The following is a 12,623-nucleotide window of genomic DNA, read 5'->3' as shown; positions in this document are numbered from 1 at the left end:
GCAATCCTCAGCGACGGGTCGGGCGAATGGCAGGAGCGATCAGCGCGTGGTCCGCCGTGGCGTTCTGCCGGACGCGCTCCGGCGTCGCCGATTTCGACAGCGCGGCGAGGGCGACGAACCAGGCCTTGGGCATGTCCGTGGGCAGGCCGATGGGGATCCCGGCACGCTTGGGGGTCAGGTGGAAGCCATGGCCAGGCTCCTCGAAGCCTGGCGCGGTGCAATTGATGCAGGCATAGCCGCCGCGAGTGCAGGACCCTTCGCCGTTCCATAGCCGGTTGTTGCAGTCGCCATGGGCCTGGGTGCCCTTGCAGCCGAGGTTTTCCATCATGCAGCCCAGGTCCGAGGGTTTCACCGCACTGGCCTTGTACTCGTAGAACTCGTTGCGCGTGCAGCCATGGTGAACCAGTTGGTCGGCGTAGAAGCGCGGCCGTCCCAGGGCATCCAGGTCCTGTTCGGCGAACAGTCCGGCGGCCAGGGCCATCAGGGTGTCGGTGACCCAGCCGGGGTGGGTCGGGCAACCGGCGACATTGATCACCGGCAAGCCCTTGGCGGAGCGGTAATCGCCGCCCAGCAGGCCGCCACGGCGCTCGCCGTCGTACTGCAGGCCGCAGGCGTCGGTGGGGTTGTTGCCGGCCGCGGTGATACCGCCATAGGCCGCACAGGTGCCGATACCCAGGGTGTAGTCGGCCACCGCCGCGAGGCGCCGCACCCAGTCGATCATCGCCACGCCGGTGCCGGCCAGCATGTGGAAACGCCCGGTGCCATTGGGCCCGCGCAGCAGCGAACCTTCGATGCACAGGGCATCCAGATGGGTTCGTCCGCTCAGGCAGTCATCGAGAATCGCCAGTACCTCGCTGCCGCTTTCCAAGGACAGCGACGGATGCCAGAGCAATTCGATCCCGGCACCGCGCCAGAGTCCGGCAAAGTCCTGGGTGTCAGCGCACAGCAGCGACATGTTGCACCCACCACAGCCGCCGGATTGTAGCCAGAGCACACGGAACGGGGTCTTCATGGCGTTTCCTCCAGGCCGAAGCGTCGCAGTTTCTGACGCAGCCCGACCCGCGACAGGCCCAGTTCGCGGGCGGCATGGGTCTTGTTCCAGCGGTGGCGCAGCAAGGCTTCCTTGAGCAAGCTTGCTTCGATGGCATCGAGCTGTTCCTGCAGGGTGCCGGCCAGGCCGGCGCTCACCGGCAAGCTGGCCAGGGCGCTTTGGGCCTGGCCTTGCACGACCTTGCGGGAAAAGCTGCGGGCACTGACTTGTGGCCCGTCGCAGAGCGCGGCGGCGCGGTAGATCTCGTTGCGCAGCTCACGGATATTGCCCGGCCAGGTGTAGCCGAGCAGGCTGCCGAGGGCATCGCTGGCGAAACTCAGGTGGGGCAGGTCGAGCTCCTGGCGGGCATCGGCGAGCAGCTTGTCGGCGATGGCGAGCAGGTCGCCGCTGCGTTCGCGCAATGGCGGCAGGGCCAGGGACACTCCGGCCAGGCGGTAGTACAGATCACTGCGGAAGCGCCCGGCCTGGACCTCGGCCTCCAGGTCGCGATGGGTAGCGGCGACGATGCGCACATCCACCCGCACCGGTGTGGTCGCGCCAACCGGCCTCAATTCACCTTCCTGCAGGACGCGCAGCAACTTGACCTGGAAGGCCGGCGAGGTGTCGCCGATCTCATCGAGAAACAGTGTGCCGCCATGGGCGCGCTGGATCAGGCCGATATGGTCCTGATGCGCGCCAGTGAAAGCGCCGCGCTTGTGCCCGAACAGCTCTGACTCCAGCAGGGTGTCCGGCAGCGCTGCGCAGTTCTCCATGACGAACGCATTGCCGGCGCGCGGGCTGGCGTAGTGGATGGCTCTGGCGAGCAGTTCCTTGCCGGTGCCGGACTCACCCAGCAGCAACACTGACAGATCGAAGCGCGCGACCCGCGCGGCCAGTTCGCACAAGGCGTCCAGCGGACTGCCCGGGGCACGTACGATACGGGCGAAGTCGAAGGCATCGCGGACCTTGTCCAGAGTCTGCTGGCTGCGTCGGCGCAGCACCGGGGTCGCGGTGCGCAGTTCGACGTCCAGGCGTTGCATATGGCTGTGCAGGGCCCGGCTCTCGGCGGCGTTGCGCACGGTATTGAGCAGGTGATCGGGCAGCCATGGCTTGAGCAGGTACTGGTAGATGCCCGCTTGGTTGACGCCGGCGATGATGTCTTCGGAGTCGGTGTAGCCCGAAAGCACGATGCGTACCACGTCCGGCCAGCGTTCGCGGGCTTCCTTGAGGAATTCGATGCCCTGCATGCCGGGCATGCGCTGGTCGCAGAGGATCACCGTGACCGGATGGCGTTCGAGCAGTTCGCGGGCCTGCTCGGCGGAGTCGGCCAGCAGCACCTGGAACTCGTCGGCGAGGACCCGCGACAGGGCCTCGCGGGAGCGCAGTTCATCGTCGACGACCAGGACGACGTGGACGCTGGAATCAAGGTTTTCGTGAGAGGACATGCCAGTCGTTTTCAGGTGTCAGGCGGCACGAGGCCAGAGATGGCGGAATGATGACATCCGCCGCGTGACACCGGAAGGGACGGCGCGAGATTAAGCGTTTCAGTCGGGTTTTGCCGGTACTGGTGCCTTGGGCAACGCGTTGCTCAGCTCCCAGGTTTCCAGGACCCGCGCATATTCGAAGGCATGCTGTGGGTCGGCCTGTACCCACTGCACGAACGCCTCGCGCTCGGCCACAGTGCAGGCGCTTTCCTGCAGGCGCAGGCACCACTCGGCCGCCTGCTTGAGGATTTCATCGCTGAGGGGGTAGGGGAAATAGGGTTTCATCGGCGGCATCCTGCAGGGTCGGAATCGCCACGGTAGGAAAGCGAATGGCAAAAAATCGTCAAAATTTCATCAGGGATTTGGCAGTCTTGCGCCTCCTCAGAGCCTGTGTGCCAGGAACTGATGCCCCTTGGAAAACAATCGATTGAACGTCAACAACACCGCACACACCGTCCCCAGCGCCGACGACGCGGCGATCAGGAACATGATCACGATCTGATAGCGCACCGCTTCCGTCGGGCTTTGCCCGGCAAGGATCTGTCCGGTCATCATGCCCGGCAGACTGACGATGCCCACCACCGACATCTGGTTAAGGGTCGGCATCATGCCGGCCCGTACCGCTTGCGCGGCGGCGCCGCGGGCGGCTTCCCAGCGCGTGCCGCCGAGCCCGAGGATCATGTCCACCACGCCGCGATGGGACTTCAGCTCCCGGGCCATACGCTCGATGCCAAGGGACACTGCGGTCAGGGTGTTGCCCAGGATCATGCCGAGGATGGGAATCGCGTACTGCGGTTCGTGCCAGGGCCGCACCCGCAGGACCACGAACAGGCCGATGGCGGTGACCAGCCAGGAGCTCAGCCAGACCGAGACCACGCTGTCGGTGAGCAGGCCACGGTGCCGCTCCTTGCGTCGGCCACTGGCGCAGATACCGGCGACCAGGGTCATGCCGCACATCAGTGGCAGCACCACGTACCAGTGGGCGAACTGGAAGACCCAGCCCAGCACGTAACCGATGGCCAGCAACTGCACCACGGTGCGGACGCCCGCCAGCAGCAGTTGGCGCTCCAGTTGCAGCTTGAGCAGTACCGAGAGCACGCCGTTGATCAGGATCAGCGCGGAGGCGATGGCCAGGTCGGCATAGGAAAGGCTCTGGTAGGTCATGGCTGGAGGAGGCCCTGATGCATGGTCAGTTGTCGTGTGCACAGGCGTCGGGCCTGCTCGTGGTCGTGGGTGACCCAGGCGAAGGCCCGGCTGTGTGGCGCCGCCTCGAACCAGTCGGCCACCAGTTGCTCGACCGCCGCCGCCGACTGCGGGTCCAGCGCGGCGGTGGGTTCGTCGAAGAGGATCACCTGTGGCGCCAGTTGCAGGACCCGCACCAGGGCGACGATCTGCGCTTCGCCACCGGAGAGGTCGGCTGACGAGCGGTCGAGGAAGGCCAATGGCTTGCCGGCCTGGAGCAACAGCGCCATCACTGCCTCGCGGTCGAACTTGCGCGCGCGGTGGCTGGCCAGGGTGAAGGGCAGGCGCAGGTTGTCCAGCACCGTGCCTTCGATCAGCGCCGGGCGTTGCGCGAGATAGCAGACGTTGGCGCGGTACTCGGTGACGCGCTGCGCGGAAACGCTTTGCTGCTGCCAGATCACGCTGCCGCTGCCGGGAGCGTCGAGCAAGGCCAGGGCCCGGAGAAATACGCTTTTGCCGGAACCGGAGGCACCGATGATTGCCACGCGTTCGCCGGCCATCAGGGTGAAATCGGTGGGGGCGATCAGAGAGGTGTGGCGCTCCGGGTCTATCCGCGTCAGGGCCCTGGCTTCCAGCAGTGGCGTCATGGCGTCTCCTTGGCATGTTTGCGAGGCCCGGCAGTCTGTCAGAGCGTAGCGGCGGCGGCCAGTTCCGACCGCCAACATTCGTCTGGCGCAGGCCTGCTGCGGTAGCGCAGCGCGCTCGTGGCCTCAGGCTCACCTAAGTTTTGCTAAGTAACGTCTCCTCCTGAAAGCGCAACAGGCCCCGAGGAGACGCATTCGATGAACACACCCAGTAGAGTCTGGCTCAACAAAGTCCCGGAAGTGACCCTGTCCTTCTGGATCATCAAGATCCTGTCCACCACCGTCGGCGAAACCGTCGCCGATTTTCTCGCCGTCGACGTCGGCTGGGGCCTGGGCATCACCAGCGTGGTGATGGCTGTCCTGCTCGGCAGCGCGCTGAGCCTGCAACTGCGCAATCGCTCCTGCCAGCCCTGGATCTACTGGCTGAGCGTGGTGCTGGTGAGCATTCTCGGCACCCAGATCACCGACATCCTCACCGATGTGCTGGATATCAGCCTGTACGCCAGTACGGCGGCGTTCTCATTACTGCTGGCGGCCAACTTCGCGGTCTGGTACGCGGTCGAACACAACCTGTCGATCCGCCAGATCGTCACCCCGCGCCGCGAGTTGTTCTACTGGACTACGGTGCTGTGCACCTTCGCCCTCGGCACGGCCGGCGGTGACCTGGCCACCGAAGCCTTGGGCCTCGGCTTTGGCCTCGGTTCGCTGATCTTCGCCGCCTTGATCGCCATCTGCCTGCTGGCCTGGGTGGTCGGGGCCAATACCGTGCTGGTGTTCTGGCTGGCCTACATCCTGACCCGGCCACTGGGCGCGTCCCTCGGCGACCTGCTGACCCAATCTCCGGAATACGGTGGCCTGGGCATGGGCGCCACCTGGACCAGCGCGATCTTCCTCTGCGTGATCTTCATCCTGGTCGCGGTCGCCCAGTTCGGCACCGCCCAGAGCAAAACCATTCACCCCCTGAAATCGAGGTAATCCCCATGTCGAGCAAACGTACGCTTTCCGCGGTCCTGGCCATGGCCGGCCTGGCTGTGATCCTGGGTGCCACCCAAGGCTGCTCGCCGGGCAACGACTCCGCGCAAACGGCACCTGGCGTGCACGCGCCGAGCAAGCTGGGCAACCTGGCGCCGTTCCGCACCATCACCGAGGACGTCGCCGCCAAGGTCGACGCCCAGGACCTGGCTGCAGCCAAGACCCGCATCCGCGACCTGGAGAAGACCTGGGACGACGCCGAAGCCGGCATCAAACCGCGCGCTGCAGCTGACTGGCACCGCCTGGACAAGGGTATCGACCGCGCCCTCGACGCCCTGCGGGCCAAGCAGCCGCAACAGGCGGAATGCAAGGCAGCGATGGACGATCTGCTGAAGATCTTCGATTCCTTGCAGGGTTGAGTGCTTCCGGCGCCACAGCGGGCAGGCTATCGTTCATCCCATCTTTCGCGCCGGGGAGGTGTCATGCGCATATTGCTGGTCGAGGACGACGGGATGATCGCCGAAGCGGTGCAGTCGGCACTGCAAGCCGCCGGCTACGCCGTGGACCGGGTGGACAATGGCCTGACCGCGGAAAACGCCTTGCGCAGCCAGCACTATGACCAGGTCTTGCTCGATCTCGGCCTGCCCGGACAGGATGGCCTGCAACTGCTCCAGCGCCTGCGGGCGGCGGACAACCCCGTGCCCCTGTTGATCATCACCGCTCGCCCGGGCCTGGACGATCGTCTGCGCGGCCTCGATGGCGGCGCCGACGATTTCCTGCAAAAGCCCTTCGAAATGGCCGAACTGCTGGCGCGGATGCGCGCCGTGATGCGACGCAAGGGCGGCCGAGCGGCGCCGGAACTGGGCAACGGCACCCTGAGCCTGGACCCGGCGAGCAAATGCGCGCGAATCCTGGACCAGGAACCGGTGCAACTGTCCAACCGCGAGTTCGCCCTGTTGCAGGCCTTGCTCCTGCGTCCGGGCGCGATTCTATCCCGGGGTGAACTGGAAGACCGTCTGTACGGCTGGGGTAATGAAGTCGAGAGCAATGCTGTGGAGTTTCTGATCCACGCGCTGCGGCGCAAGCTGGGCAAGGATGTGATCCGCAATGTCAGGGGGCTGGGATGGATGGTTTCAAAAGGCGATTGAACGGTTCGCTGCAACTTCGCCTGTCCCTGGCCCTGTCCCTGGCTATTTTGCTGGTGGCGGTCATGACCGGCCTGTTCACCTACCGTTCGGCCTACGATGAAGCGCTGGATTTCCAGGACAATGGTCTGCGCCAGGTTGCCGAGCTGATCGCCCGCCAACACATGACCTTCACCTATCCCGCCGCGGACGAACTCGATGGTGTCTGCGAGGACGATGAGGAAACCCGTATCGTCATCCAGTGGCTCGCCGACGGGGCCAAGGCAGTGAAGGGCGATGACAGCCAGTTGCCGCTGCCGATCCCGGGCGATATCGGTACCGGGCTGTCCACCGTGCAGGTTGGCGACGAGCCGTTTCGCGTGCTGGTGGCGAGCGATGCGACGGGACACCGTTTCGTCGTCGCCCAGGAAATCCATCGGCGCAACCGCGACGCACGCAACAGCGCCTGGCGTGCCTTGTTGCCGTTCGCCATCCTGTTCCCGATCCTGCTGCTGGTGGTGGCGGACCTGATCCGCAAGCTGCTGCGTCCGGTCGCCAGTGTCGCGGCCAGCCTGGACAGCCGCGACGACCAGGACCTGCGCCCGGTGGACGCTCAGTCCCTGGCCTCGGAGATCCGTCCCTTCGTGCACGCCATCAACCGCCTGCTGCAAAGGGTGGCGCGCAGCCTGGACAGTCAGAAGCGCTTCGTCGCCGATGCCGCCCATGAACTGCGCACACCGTTGACGGCATTGTCCCTGCAGGTCGAGGCGCTGGAGGCCGAGGCGTTGCCCGAGCGAGCACGGATCCAGGTGGCCCAGGTGCGCCGCGGCATCAGTCGCAGTCGCAAGCTGATCGAGCAGTTGCTGGCTCTGGCCAGCGCGCAATTGGCCGAACAGGAAGCAGGCACGGTATCGGCCCATGCGGTGTGCCGTCAGGTACTGGCCGACCTGATGCCGCTGGCCGAGCACAAGCAGCTGGATATCGGCGTCGAAGGCGAGGATATGCAACTGGCGCTGCGCGAGATCGAGTTGCGGGCGATTCTCAAGAACCTGCTGGAGAACGCTATTCGTCACGCACCCGCCGGCGGACAGGTCGATGTACAACTGCAGCGCCAGGAGAGGTTCGTCGAACTGTGCGTGCGCGACGATGGTCCGGGGATCGATCCGCAGGAGTGGGAGCGGGTGTTCGATCCGTTCTATCGCAGCCCGGGCAATCAGGAGGAGGGCTCGGGGCTGGGGCTGTCGATCGTGCAGACCATCGTGCAGCGTTCGGGGGGCACGATTGTGGCGGGGTATACCGATGAAACGGCGAAGCGCGGCTGGCAGGTCTGCCTGCGCTGGGCTGTCGTGTGATGTTGTCGCCGAGGGCCTCATCGCGGGCAACGCCCGCTCCCACAAGGTCCGCATTCGCCGCAGATCTTTCTGGGAGCGGGCGTTGCCCGCGATGAGGCCAGTTGCTTCAGCAGAGATCTCCGACCTGAACTAGAGTCAACCCAGTTTCTGCCTGAGCCCCGGACAAAGGAGTGTCTGCTCATGCCTGTGCCCCCGATTTTCCTTCCCCGCGTCACCTCGATACTTCCAGCATGTTTTTTTAACGGGTTTTTCATCTCGTCCCCCGTAAAACGGCGGCCATATGCGTTTGGCCTCGGGAGGACACCGGCATGCTCGCCTATCGCTTGTTCTTTCTCATTGTCTTCATGGCCTCGATCGTGACCTGGGTCTTGCTGTGGCTGGTGGGTTACCTGCCGCTGCAACTGATCCGTGGGCATGCTGCCAGGTCGGGCGGCTTTGCCGCTGCCGGGCTGACGCTGGTGCTGATCTTCACGGTCCTGGAACTGTTTCGCCTGGTCGAGGGCAGCGTGCCGTTGTACGCGCTGCTCGGCGTCGGCCTGGTCATCCCTTGGGGAACCTTGCTGGTCGTGCGTTTCAACGCCTTCATGCGCGACCGAAAGCTGCATTCACATAACTAGAAAATTGCCAACCTGCTGTGGAGTAATGGATCGATGAACAAGGAAGCGGTCGCCGTACGACCTGAAACCGCGAAGAAAAAGGGGATCAACCCGATTGGCGTCATACTTCTGGTCGCCTTGTGGATGACTCTGGTGGTCAACTCGGTGTTCTGGTCCACCGTCTGGCGGGCTGTCGATGGCTTCGACAATGGCAATCCGTTGTTCCTGCTGAGCCTGCCGGTGTTCGTCCTGGCCTGGCATTTCATCATTCTCTGGGCCCTGTGCTGGGGGCGCCTGCTCAAGCCGGTGCTGGCGCTGCTGATCGTCGTCGCGTCGTTCGCCAGCTACTTCATCTCGCGCTACGGCATCGTCATCGATGCCGAGATGCTGATGAACGCGCTCCAGACCGACCCTGCCGAAGCACGGGATCTGCTCAGCCCCGGCATGCTGCTGTGGGTGGCGGGCACCGCGGTGCTGCCGGTGCTGGTGCTCTACCGCCTGCGCCTGGCCCGGCCGCGCTGGCGCCGCCAGGCCTTGTCGCGGGTGGGGAGTCTGGTGGCGGTGTTCGCCATGGTCGGTATCATCCTTGCCACGCAGTACCAGTCCTATGCCTCACTGCTGCGCAACAACCGCGAAGTGCGCCTGATCCTCACGCCGTCGAACGTGCTGGGAGCGATCCACAGCTATGCGAAGAAGTCCTTCGACAAACCCGAAGCTTTCGTCCAGGTCGGCACCGACGCGCATCAGCGGGTCGACGCCGGCGAGGGTGGTCGGCACAAGCTGCTGGTTCTGGTGGTGGGGGAAACGGCACGGGCAATGAACTTCTCCCTCAACGGCTACGAGCGGGAAACCAACCCCGAGCTGGCCCGGCGCAATGTCCTGAACTTCAGCCAGGTCAGTTCCTGCGGCACCGCCACGGCTGTTTCCGTGCCTTGCATGTTCCAGGACATCGGCCGGGAAAACTGGAAAAGCAGCTACGGCGACCATCGCGAAGGCCTGCTCGATGTACTGCAGCGGGCCGGTGTCGGCGTACTCTGGCGCGACAACAACTCGGGCTGCAAGGGCGCCTGCGACCGGGTTCCGACCGAGGATGTGTCGCACCTGGCCGATACCCGGCTGTGCAGCACCGGCGAGTGCTTCGACGAAGTCCTGTTGTCGGGCCTGCAGAACTACCTGGACCAGCGCAGCGACAACACTGTGGTGGTTCTGCATATGAAAGGCAGTCACGGCCCGTCCTACTACAAGCGCTATCCCGCTGAGTTCGAGCGCTTCAAGCCGGTCTGCGCCGACAACCAGCTCGATCAGTGCGAAGACCAGACCATCCGCAATGCCTACGACAACACCCTGCTGTATTCCGATCACGTCCTGGGGCAGGTGATCGACCTGCTCAAGACCAACGCCACACGCTTCGACGGCGCCATGCTGTATGTCTCGGATCACGGCGAGTCGCTGGGGGAAAAGGGTGTTTACCTGCACGGCCTGCCGTATGCGATGGCCCCGGTGGAGCAGACCCATGTGCCGATGGTGCTGTGGATGTCGCCGCAACTGGCCGCGCGCCGCGGCATCTCGTTGAACTGCATGGCTCAGCGCAGCAGTACGACGCTGTCCCACGATAACCTGTTCCACTCGGTGCTCGGTCTCATGAACGTGCAGACCGCGGTGTATCGCCAGCAACTGGATATGTTCCAGCCTTGTCAGCCGGGGCAACTGGTAGAGGGGCACCCGGCAACCGGCCCGGTCGCCGAGAAATGACCGGCGTCAGCGCTTCTGCAGGCGGTAGAACAGGTTCGGCTCGCTGACGACGTAGAGATTCCCTGCGTCGTCCATGGTCATGCCCTCCGGCTGCGGCGCCGTGCGGGCCAGGCCGGAGAAGCCGCCGCGCAGCGACAGGATGCTGACGAAGCGGCCTTCGTTGTCCAGCTCGGTGATGTTGCGCGACTGGTCGCTGAGCACCAGCAAGTGTCCGGTGCGCGGGTCGTAGTGGCCGTCGGAGAGGTCGGTGGCGAACACGCTGCGTTTGACCCAGTCGCGACGGTCGCTGACGGTGAGACGCAAGGGCCCGCCATCGAGCGCTGCGAGCATGCCGGATACCTCGAACAGCTGCCGGGGATCGCGCTCCTTGATGGCGAACAGGCGGTCATGGCCAGCGTCGTAGGTCACCCCTTCGAAGCCCTTGTTGCGCTTGGTAGGGTTGATCTCAAGGGTGATCCACTGCGCCTCGCTGGCATGAATCGGTCGAGGTTGCGCGGGTAGGGTGATGATATCCAGGCGCTGCTTCTGCTCGTCGGCGATCGCCAGGCGGCCGTTGCCCAGATAGGCCAGACCTTCGGCATCCTCGAAGCCCTCCAGCGGATAGCGAGCCTGGATATCACCGTTCCTGTCCAGTTCCAGCACCTGCATGGGCTCGCCATTGGTGACCGCCAGCAGCCGGCCGCGGTCGTGATCGTAGGTGATGCCCGAGAGGTTCTTCAGCGTCGGCTCGACCACCTTGGCATCGATCACCACGTGGTAGGCGGGCAGCCAGATGTTCTTGCCCGGGGCCGTGTCGCCGCTCCAGTAGTTGCCCAGATGGGCCTGGACCTGCTGCGGCCAGAACGCACCCAGGGCGCGGACGGTCAGGAGGGTCAGGCCGGCGAACAGCGCCAGGGTCACGATCAGGTAACCGGGTCGGGGTCGTTGCCAGGGCCGTACGCGCTGCGCGTGAAGGGCCTGGCTGGTCATAGCGGCGATTCCCAGGCAAAGCGATAGACATGCTCCGGTGCAGTCGCCTGGCACTGGCCGTTGTCGGCATCGGCACCGACCACATACCATTCGGCCCGCGAGGTATCGCCCAGCTTGCGCGCCTTGCTGGCGTCGAAGCAGCGTCCGGTTTCGCTGGCGGGGATCAGGGCGAAGCTCTGAGGGTGCTGACGCAGCCAGACGGCCGCCTCATCGGCGACCGAACGATCGAGGAAGCCGAAATGCACGATCGGCTGGCGCGCATACAGCCAGTGGCCTTCACGCCATTCCACCAGCACCAGTTCGGCGCCGCCGGTCATCCGGGCGGCCTCGGCCATCAGGGTTTCGTGGGGGTTGCGACCGTCTTTGTGCGCTTCGATGAAACCACGGGCGAACCACAGGGCGAACCACACCACGGCGACCCCGGTGAACACCTTGCGCCAGGCCGGACGACGCCCGAACCAGCGCTTGAGCAGCCATGGCACCAGCGGCGCCATGGCCAGGACCAGGCCGGGCAGGGCGGGATAGATGTAGAGCTTGCGCTTGCCGCTGCTCAGGCAGAAGAACAGCAGCACCAGCGCGACCCAGCCCAGCAGGACCAGAACTCGCCCGTCACGCTTGCGTAACTGCCGGCGCCAGGCCGGAACCCACCATGGCAGGGCCAGGATCAGCGGCAGCCAGTACTTGGGAATGACCTCGACAAAGAAGTACCAGAACGGTTCGCGGTGGTCCCAGGCATTGGCGTAGCGGCCGGCGGTCTGGCGCAGGAGGATTTCCTTGAGATAGGCCAGTTCCGCCGTGCCACCACCATGGGCCACCGACACCAGCAGCGGCAACAACCACACCGCGCAGCCCGCCAGCAGCGCCAGCAGGCCGAGGCTCCAGCGCCAACCCTGGCCCGGCATGGCCACTACACCACGCCACTTGTGCCGCACGGCCCAGGCATAGGGCAGTAGCATCAGCGCCGGGACGAAGCCAACGCCCTTGCTGATGATGCCCAGGCCCATGCTCACGCAGCCGAAGTAGAACCAGCCCCAGGCGGGGCCCAGTAGCAGGTGGCGAATCAGCCCATAGAAGCCGAGCGCTACCCACAGGCAGAGAAAACTGTCGATCTGCCCGGTGCGCAGGATGCTGTAGGTCTGGTAAGTGGCGAGGAACAGCAGGGCGGCGATACGCCCGACACGGCGGTTCCACAGGCGCCGTCCCAAGTCATAGAGCACGGCGGTGATGGTGGCTGCCGAGAGCAGGCCGGGGAGGTACAGGGCGACCTTGGGCAGCCCGGTGATCACCGTGAACAGCGCCACGGTCCACATGAACAGCGGCGGCTTGTCGCCGTAGATCTCGCCAGCGCGGTGGGGGATGAACCAGTCGCCGCGCTGCAGCATCTCCAGGGCGACCCCGAGAAAACGCTCTTCATCGACGTTCATCGGCTGACGCCAGCCGAGTCCGGCAGCGATCAACAACACGGCCAGGATGACCAGGACCAGGCATTCGCGCCCGGCGGTTGCGAGACGGGGCACG

The 12,623-nt window shown here is 65.1% G+C and carries 13 protein-coding genes; 6 read left to right on the top strand and 7 right to left on the bottom strand.

The genetic code is table 11. The annotated features are described in order from the left end of the window. Positions 1-7 precede the first annotated feature (7 nt). From AC5QPF_RS16145 to AC5QPF_RS16125, 5 genes are all read right to left on the bottom strand, one after another. Positions 8-1,012: an NADH-quinone oxidoreductase subunit B family protein gene (locus AC5QPF_RS16145; RefSeq protein WP_494958849.1), complete on the bottom strand. Its 1,005-nt coding sequence runs from the start codon at positions 1,010-1,012 to the stop codon at positions 8-10. Continuing rightward, positions 1,009-2,475, bottom strand: coding sequence for a sigma 54-interacting transcriptional regulator (locus tag AC5QPF_RS16140; RefSeq protein WP_494958848.1), 1,467 nt, complete (start codon positions 2,473-2,475; stop codon positions 1,009-1,011). Before AC5QPF_RS16140 ends, AC5QPF_RS16145 begins: the two co-directional genes overlap by 4 nt. Positions 2,476-2,574: 99 nt before the next feature. Then, positions 2,575-2,799: a DUF4880 domain-containing protein gene (locus tag AC5QPF_RS16135; RefSeq protein WP_494958847.1), complete on the bottom strand. Its 225-nt coding sequence runs from the start codon at positions 2,797-2,799 to the stop codon at positions 2,575-2,577. 96 nt (positions 2,800-2,895) lie between these two features. Next, complete coding sequence (locus AC5QPF_RS16130; protein ID WP_494958846.1) at positions 2,896-3,678, bottom strand: ABC transporter permease; 783 nt, start codon at positions 3,676-3,678, stop codon at positions 2,896-2,898. Next, positions 3,675-4,343, bottom strand: a complete 669-nt coding sequence (locus tag AC5QPF_RS16125) for an ATP-binding cassette domain-containing protein (protein ID WP_494958845.1) — start codon at positions 4,341-4,343, stop codon at positions 3,675-3,677. The genes AC5QPF_RS16130 and AC5QPF_RS16125 overlap by 4 nt, the downstream gene beginning before the upstream one ends. A 195-nt stretch (positions 4,344-4,538) precedes the next feature. On the opposite strand from AC5QPF_RS16125, the gene AC5QPF_RS16120 reads away from it, so the two are divergent. From AC5QPF_RS16120 to AC5QPF_RS16095, 6 genes are all read left to right on the top strand, one after another. Further along, on the top strand, positions 4,539-5,315 hold the full coding sequence (locus AC5QPF_RS16120) for a COG4705 family protein (RefSeq protein WP_494958844.1): 777 nt from the start codon (positions 4,539-4,541) through the stop codon (positions 5,313-5,315). 5 nt (positions 5,316-5,320) lie between these two features. Beyond that, positions 5,321-5,731 carry a hypothetical protein gene (locus AC5QPF_RS16115; RefSeq protein ID WP_494958843.1) on the top strand — a complete coding sequence of 137 codons (411 nt, stop codon included), beginning with the start codon at positions 5,321-5,323 and terminating at the stop codon, positions 5,729-5,731. Positions 5,732-5,794: 63 nt separating this feature from the next. Further along, entirely contained in the window at positions 5,795-6,460 is a 666-nt protein-coding gene (locus tag AC5QPF_RS16110) for a response regulator (RefSeq protein ID WP_494958842.1), read from the top strand. Beyond that, a complete protein-coding gene (locus tag AC5QPF_RS16105) occupies positions 6,436-7,788 on the top strand; it encodes an ATP-binding protein (protein WP_494958841.1) in 1,353 nt (450 codons plus the stop codon). The genes AC5QPF_RS16110 and AC5QPF_RS16105 overlap by 25 nt, the downstream gene beginning before the upstream one ends. Positions 7,789-8,096: 308 nt before the next feature. Further along, positions 8,097-8,405 (top strand): hypothetical protein, encoded by a 309-nt coding sequence (locus tag AC5QPF_RS16100; protein ID WP_494958840.1) that lies wholly within the window; start codon positions 8,097-8,099, stop codon positions 8,403-8,405. 33 nt (positions 8,406-8,438) lie between these two features. Then, positions 8,439-10,136: a phosphoethanolamine--lipid A transferase gene (locus AC5QPF_RS16095; RefSeq protein ID WP_494958839.1), complete on the top strand. Its 1,698-nt coding sequence runs from the start codon at positions 8,439-8,441 to the stop codon at positions 10,134-10,136. A 6-nt stretch (positions 10,137-10,142) separates the two neighbouring features. Here AC5QPF_RS16095 and AC5QPF_RS16090 read toward each other — a convergent pair whose 3' ends face one another. Both AC5QPF_RS16090 and AC5QPF_RS16085 read right to left on the bottom strand, forming a co-directional pair. Next, positions 10,143-11,105, bottom strand: coding sequence for an SdiA-regulated domain-containing protein (locus tag AC5QPF_RS16090; protein WP_494958838.1), 963 nt, complete (start codon positions 11,103-11,105; stop codon positions 10,143-10,145). Beyond that, a complete protein-coding gene (locus tag AC5QPF_RS16085; RefSeq protein WP_494958837.1) occupies positions 11,102-12,622 on the bottom strand; it encodes a glycosyltransferase family 39 protein in 1,521 nt (506 codons plus the stop codon). Before AC5QPF_RS16085 ends, AC5QPF_RS16090 begins: the two co-directional genes overlap by 4 nt. Between the last annotated feature and the right edge of the window lies 1 nt (position 12,623).

The sequence above is a fragment of the Pseudomonas sp. Con_6 genome, from assembly GCF_059379395.1.
The sequence above is the reverse complement of the archived record's forward strand: the minus strand, read 5'-3'. Positions and strand labels throughout refer to the sequence as shown.

Excerpts from the sequence above, each read along its gene's own strand:
- AC5QPF_RS16105 (WP_494958841.1), top strand. The coding sequence starts at position 6,436 with ATGGATGGTTTCAAAAGGCGATTGAACGGTTCGCTGCAACTTCGCCTG.
- AC5QPF_RS16120 (WP_494958844.1), top strand. The coding sequence starts at position 4,539 with ATGAACACACCCAGTAGAGTCTGGCTCAACAAAGTCCCGGAAGTGACC.
- AC5QPF_RS16100 (WP_494958840.1), top strand. The coding sequence starts at position 8,097 with ATGCTCGCCTATCGCTTGTTCTTTCTCATTGTCTTCATGGCCTCGATC.
- AC5QPF_RS16135 (WP_494958847.1), bottom strand. The coding sequence starts at position 2,799 with ATGAAACCCTATTTCCCCTACCCCCTCAGCGATGAAATCCTCAAGCAG.
- AC5QPF_RS16090 (WP_494958838.1), bottom strand. The coding sequence starts at position 11,105 with ATGACCAGCCAGGCCCTTCACGCGCAGCGCGTACGGCCCTGGCAACGA.
- AC5QPF_RS16145 (WP_494958849.1), bottom strand. The coding sequence starts at position 1,012 with ATGAAGACCCCGTTCCGTGTGCTCTGGCTACAATCCGGCGGCTGTGGT.
- AC5QPF_RS16125 (WP_494958845.1), bottom strand. The coding sequence starts at position 4,343 with ATGACGCCACTGCTGGAAGCCAGGGCCCTGACGCGGATAGACCCGGAG.
- AC5QPF_RS16095 (WP_494958839.1), top strand. The coding sequence starts at position 8,439 with ATGAACAAGGAAGCGGTCGCCGTACGACCTGAAACCGCGAAGAAAAAG.
- AC5QPF_RS16140 (WP_494958848.1), bottom strand. The coding sequence starts at position 2,475 with ATGTCCTCTCACGAAAACCTTGATTCCAGCGTCCACGTCGTCCTGGTC.
- AC5QPF_RS16110 (WP_494958842.1), top strand. The coding sequence starts at position 5,795 with ATGCGCATATTGCTGGTCGAGGACGACGGGATGATCGCCGAAGCGGTG.
- AC5QPF_RS16130 (WP_494958846.1), bottom strand. The coding sequence starts at position 3,678 with ATGACCTACCAGAGCCTTTCCTATGCCGACCTGGCCATCGCCTCCGCG.
- AC5QPF_RS16115 (WP_494958843.1), top strand. The coding sequence starts at position 5,321 with ATGTCGAGCAAACGTACGCTTTCCGCGGTCCTGGCCATGGCCGGCCTG.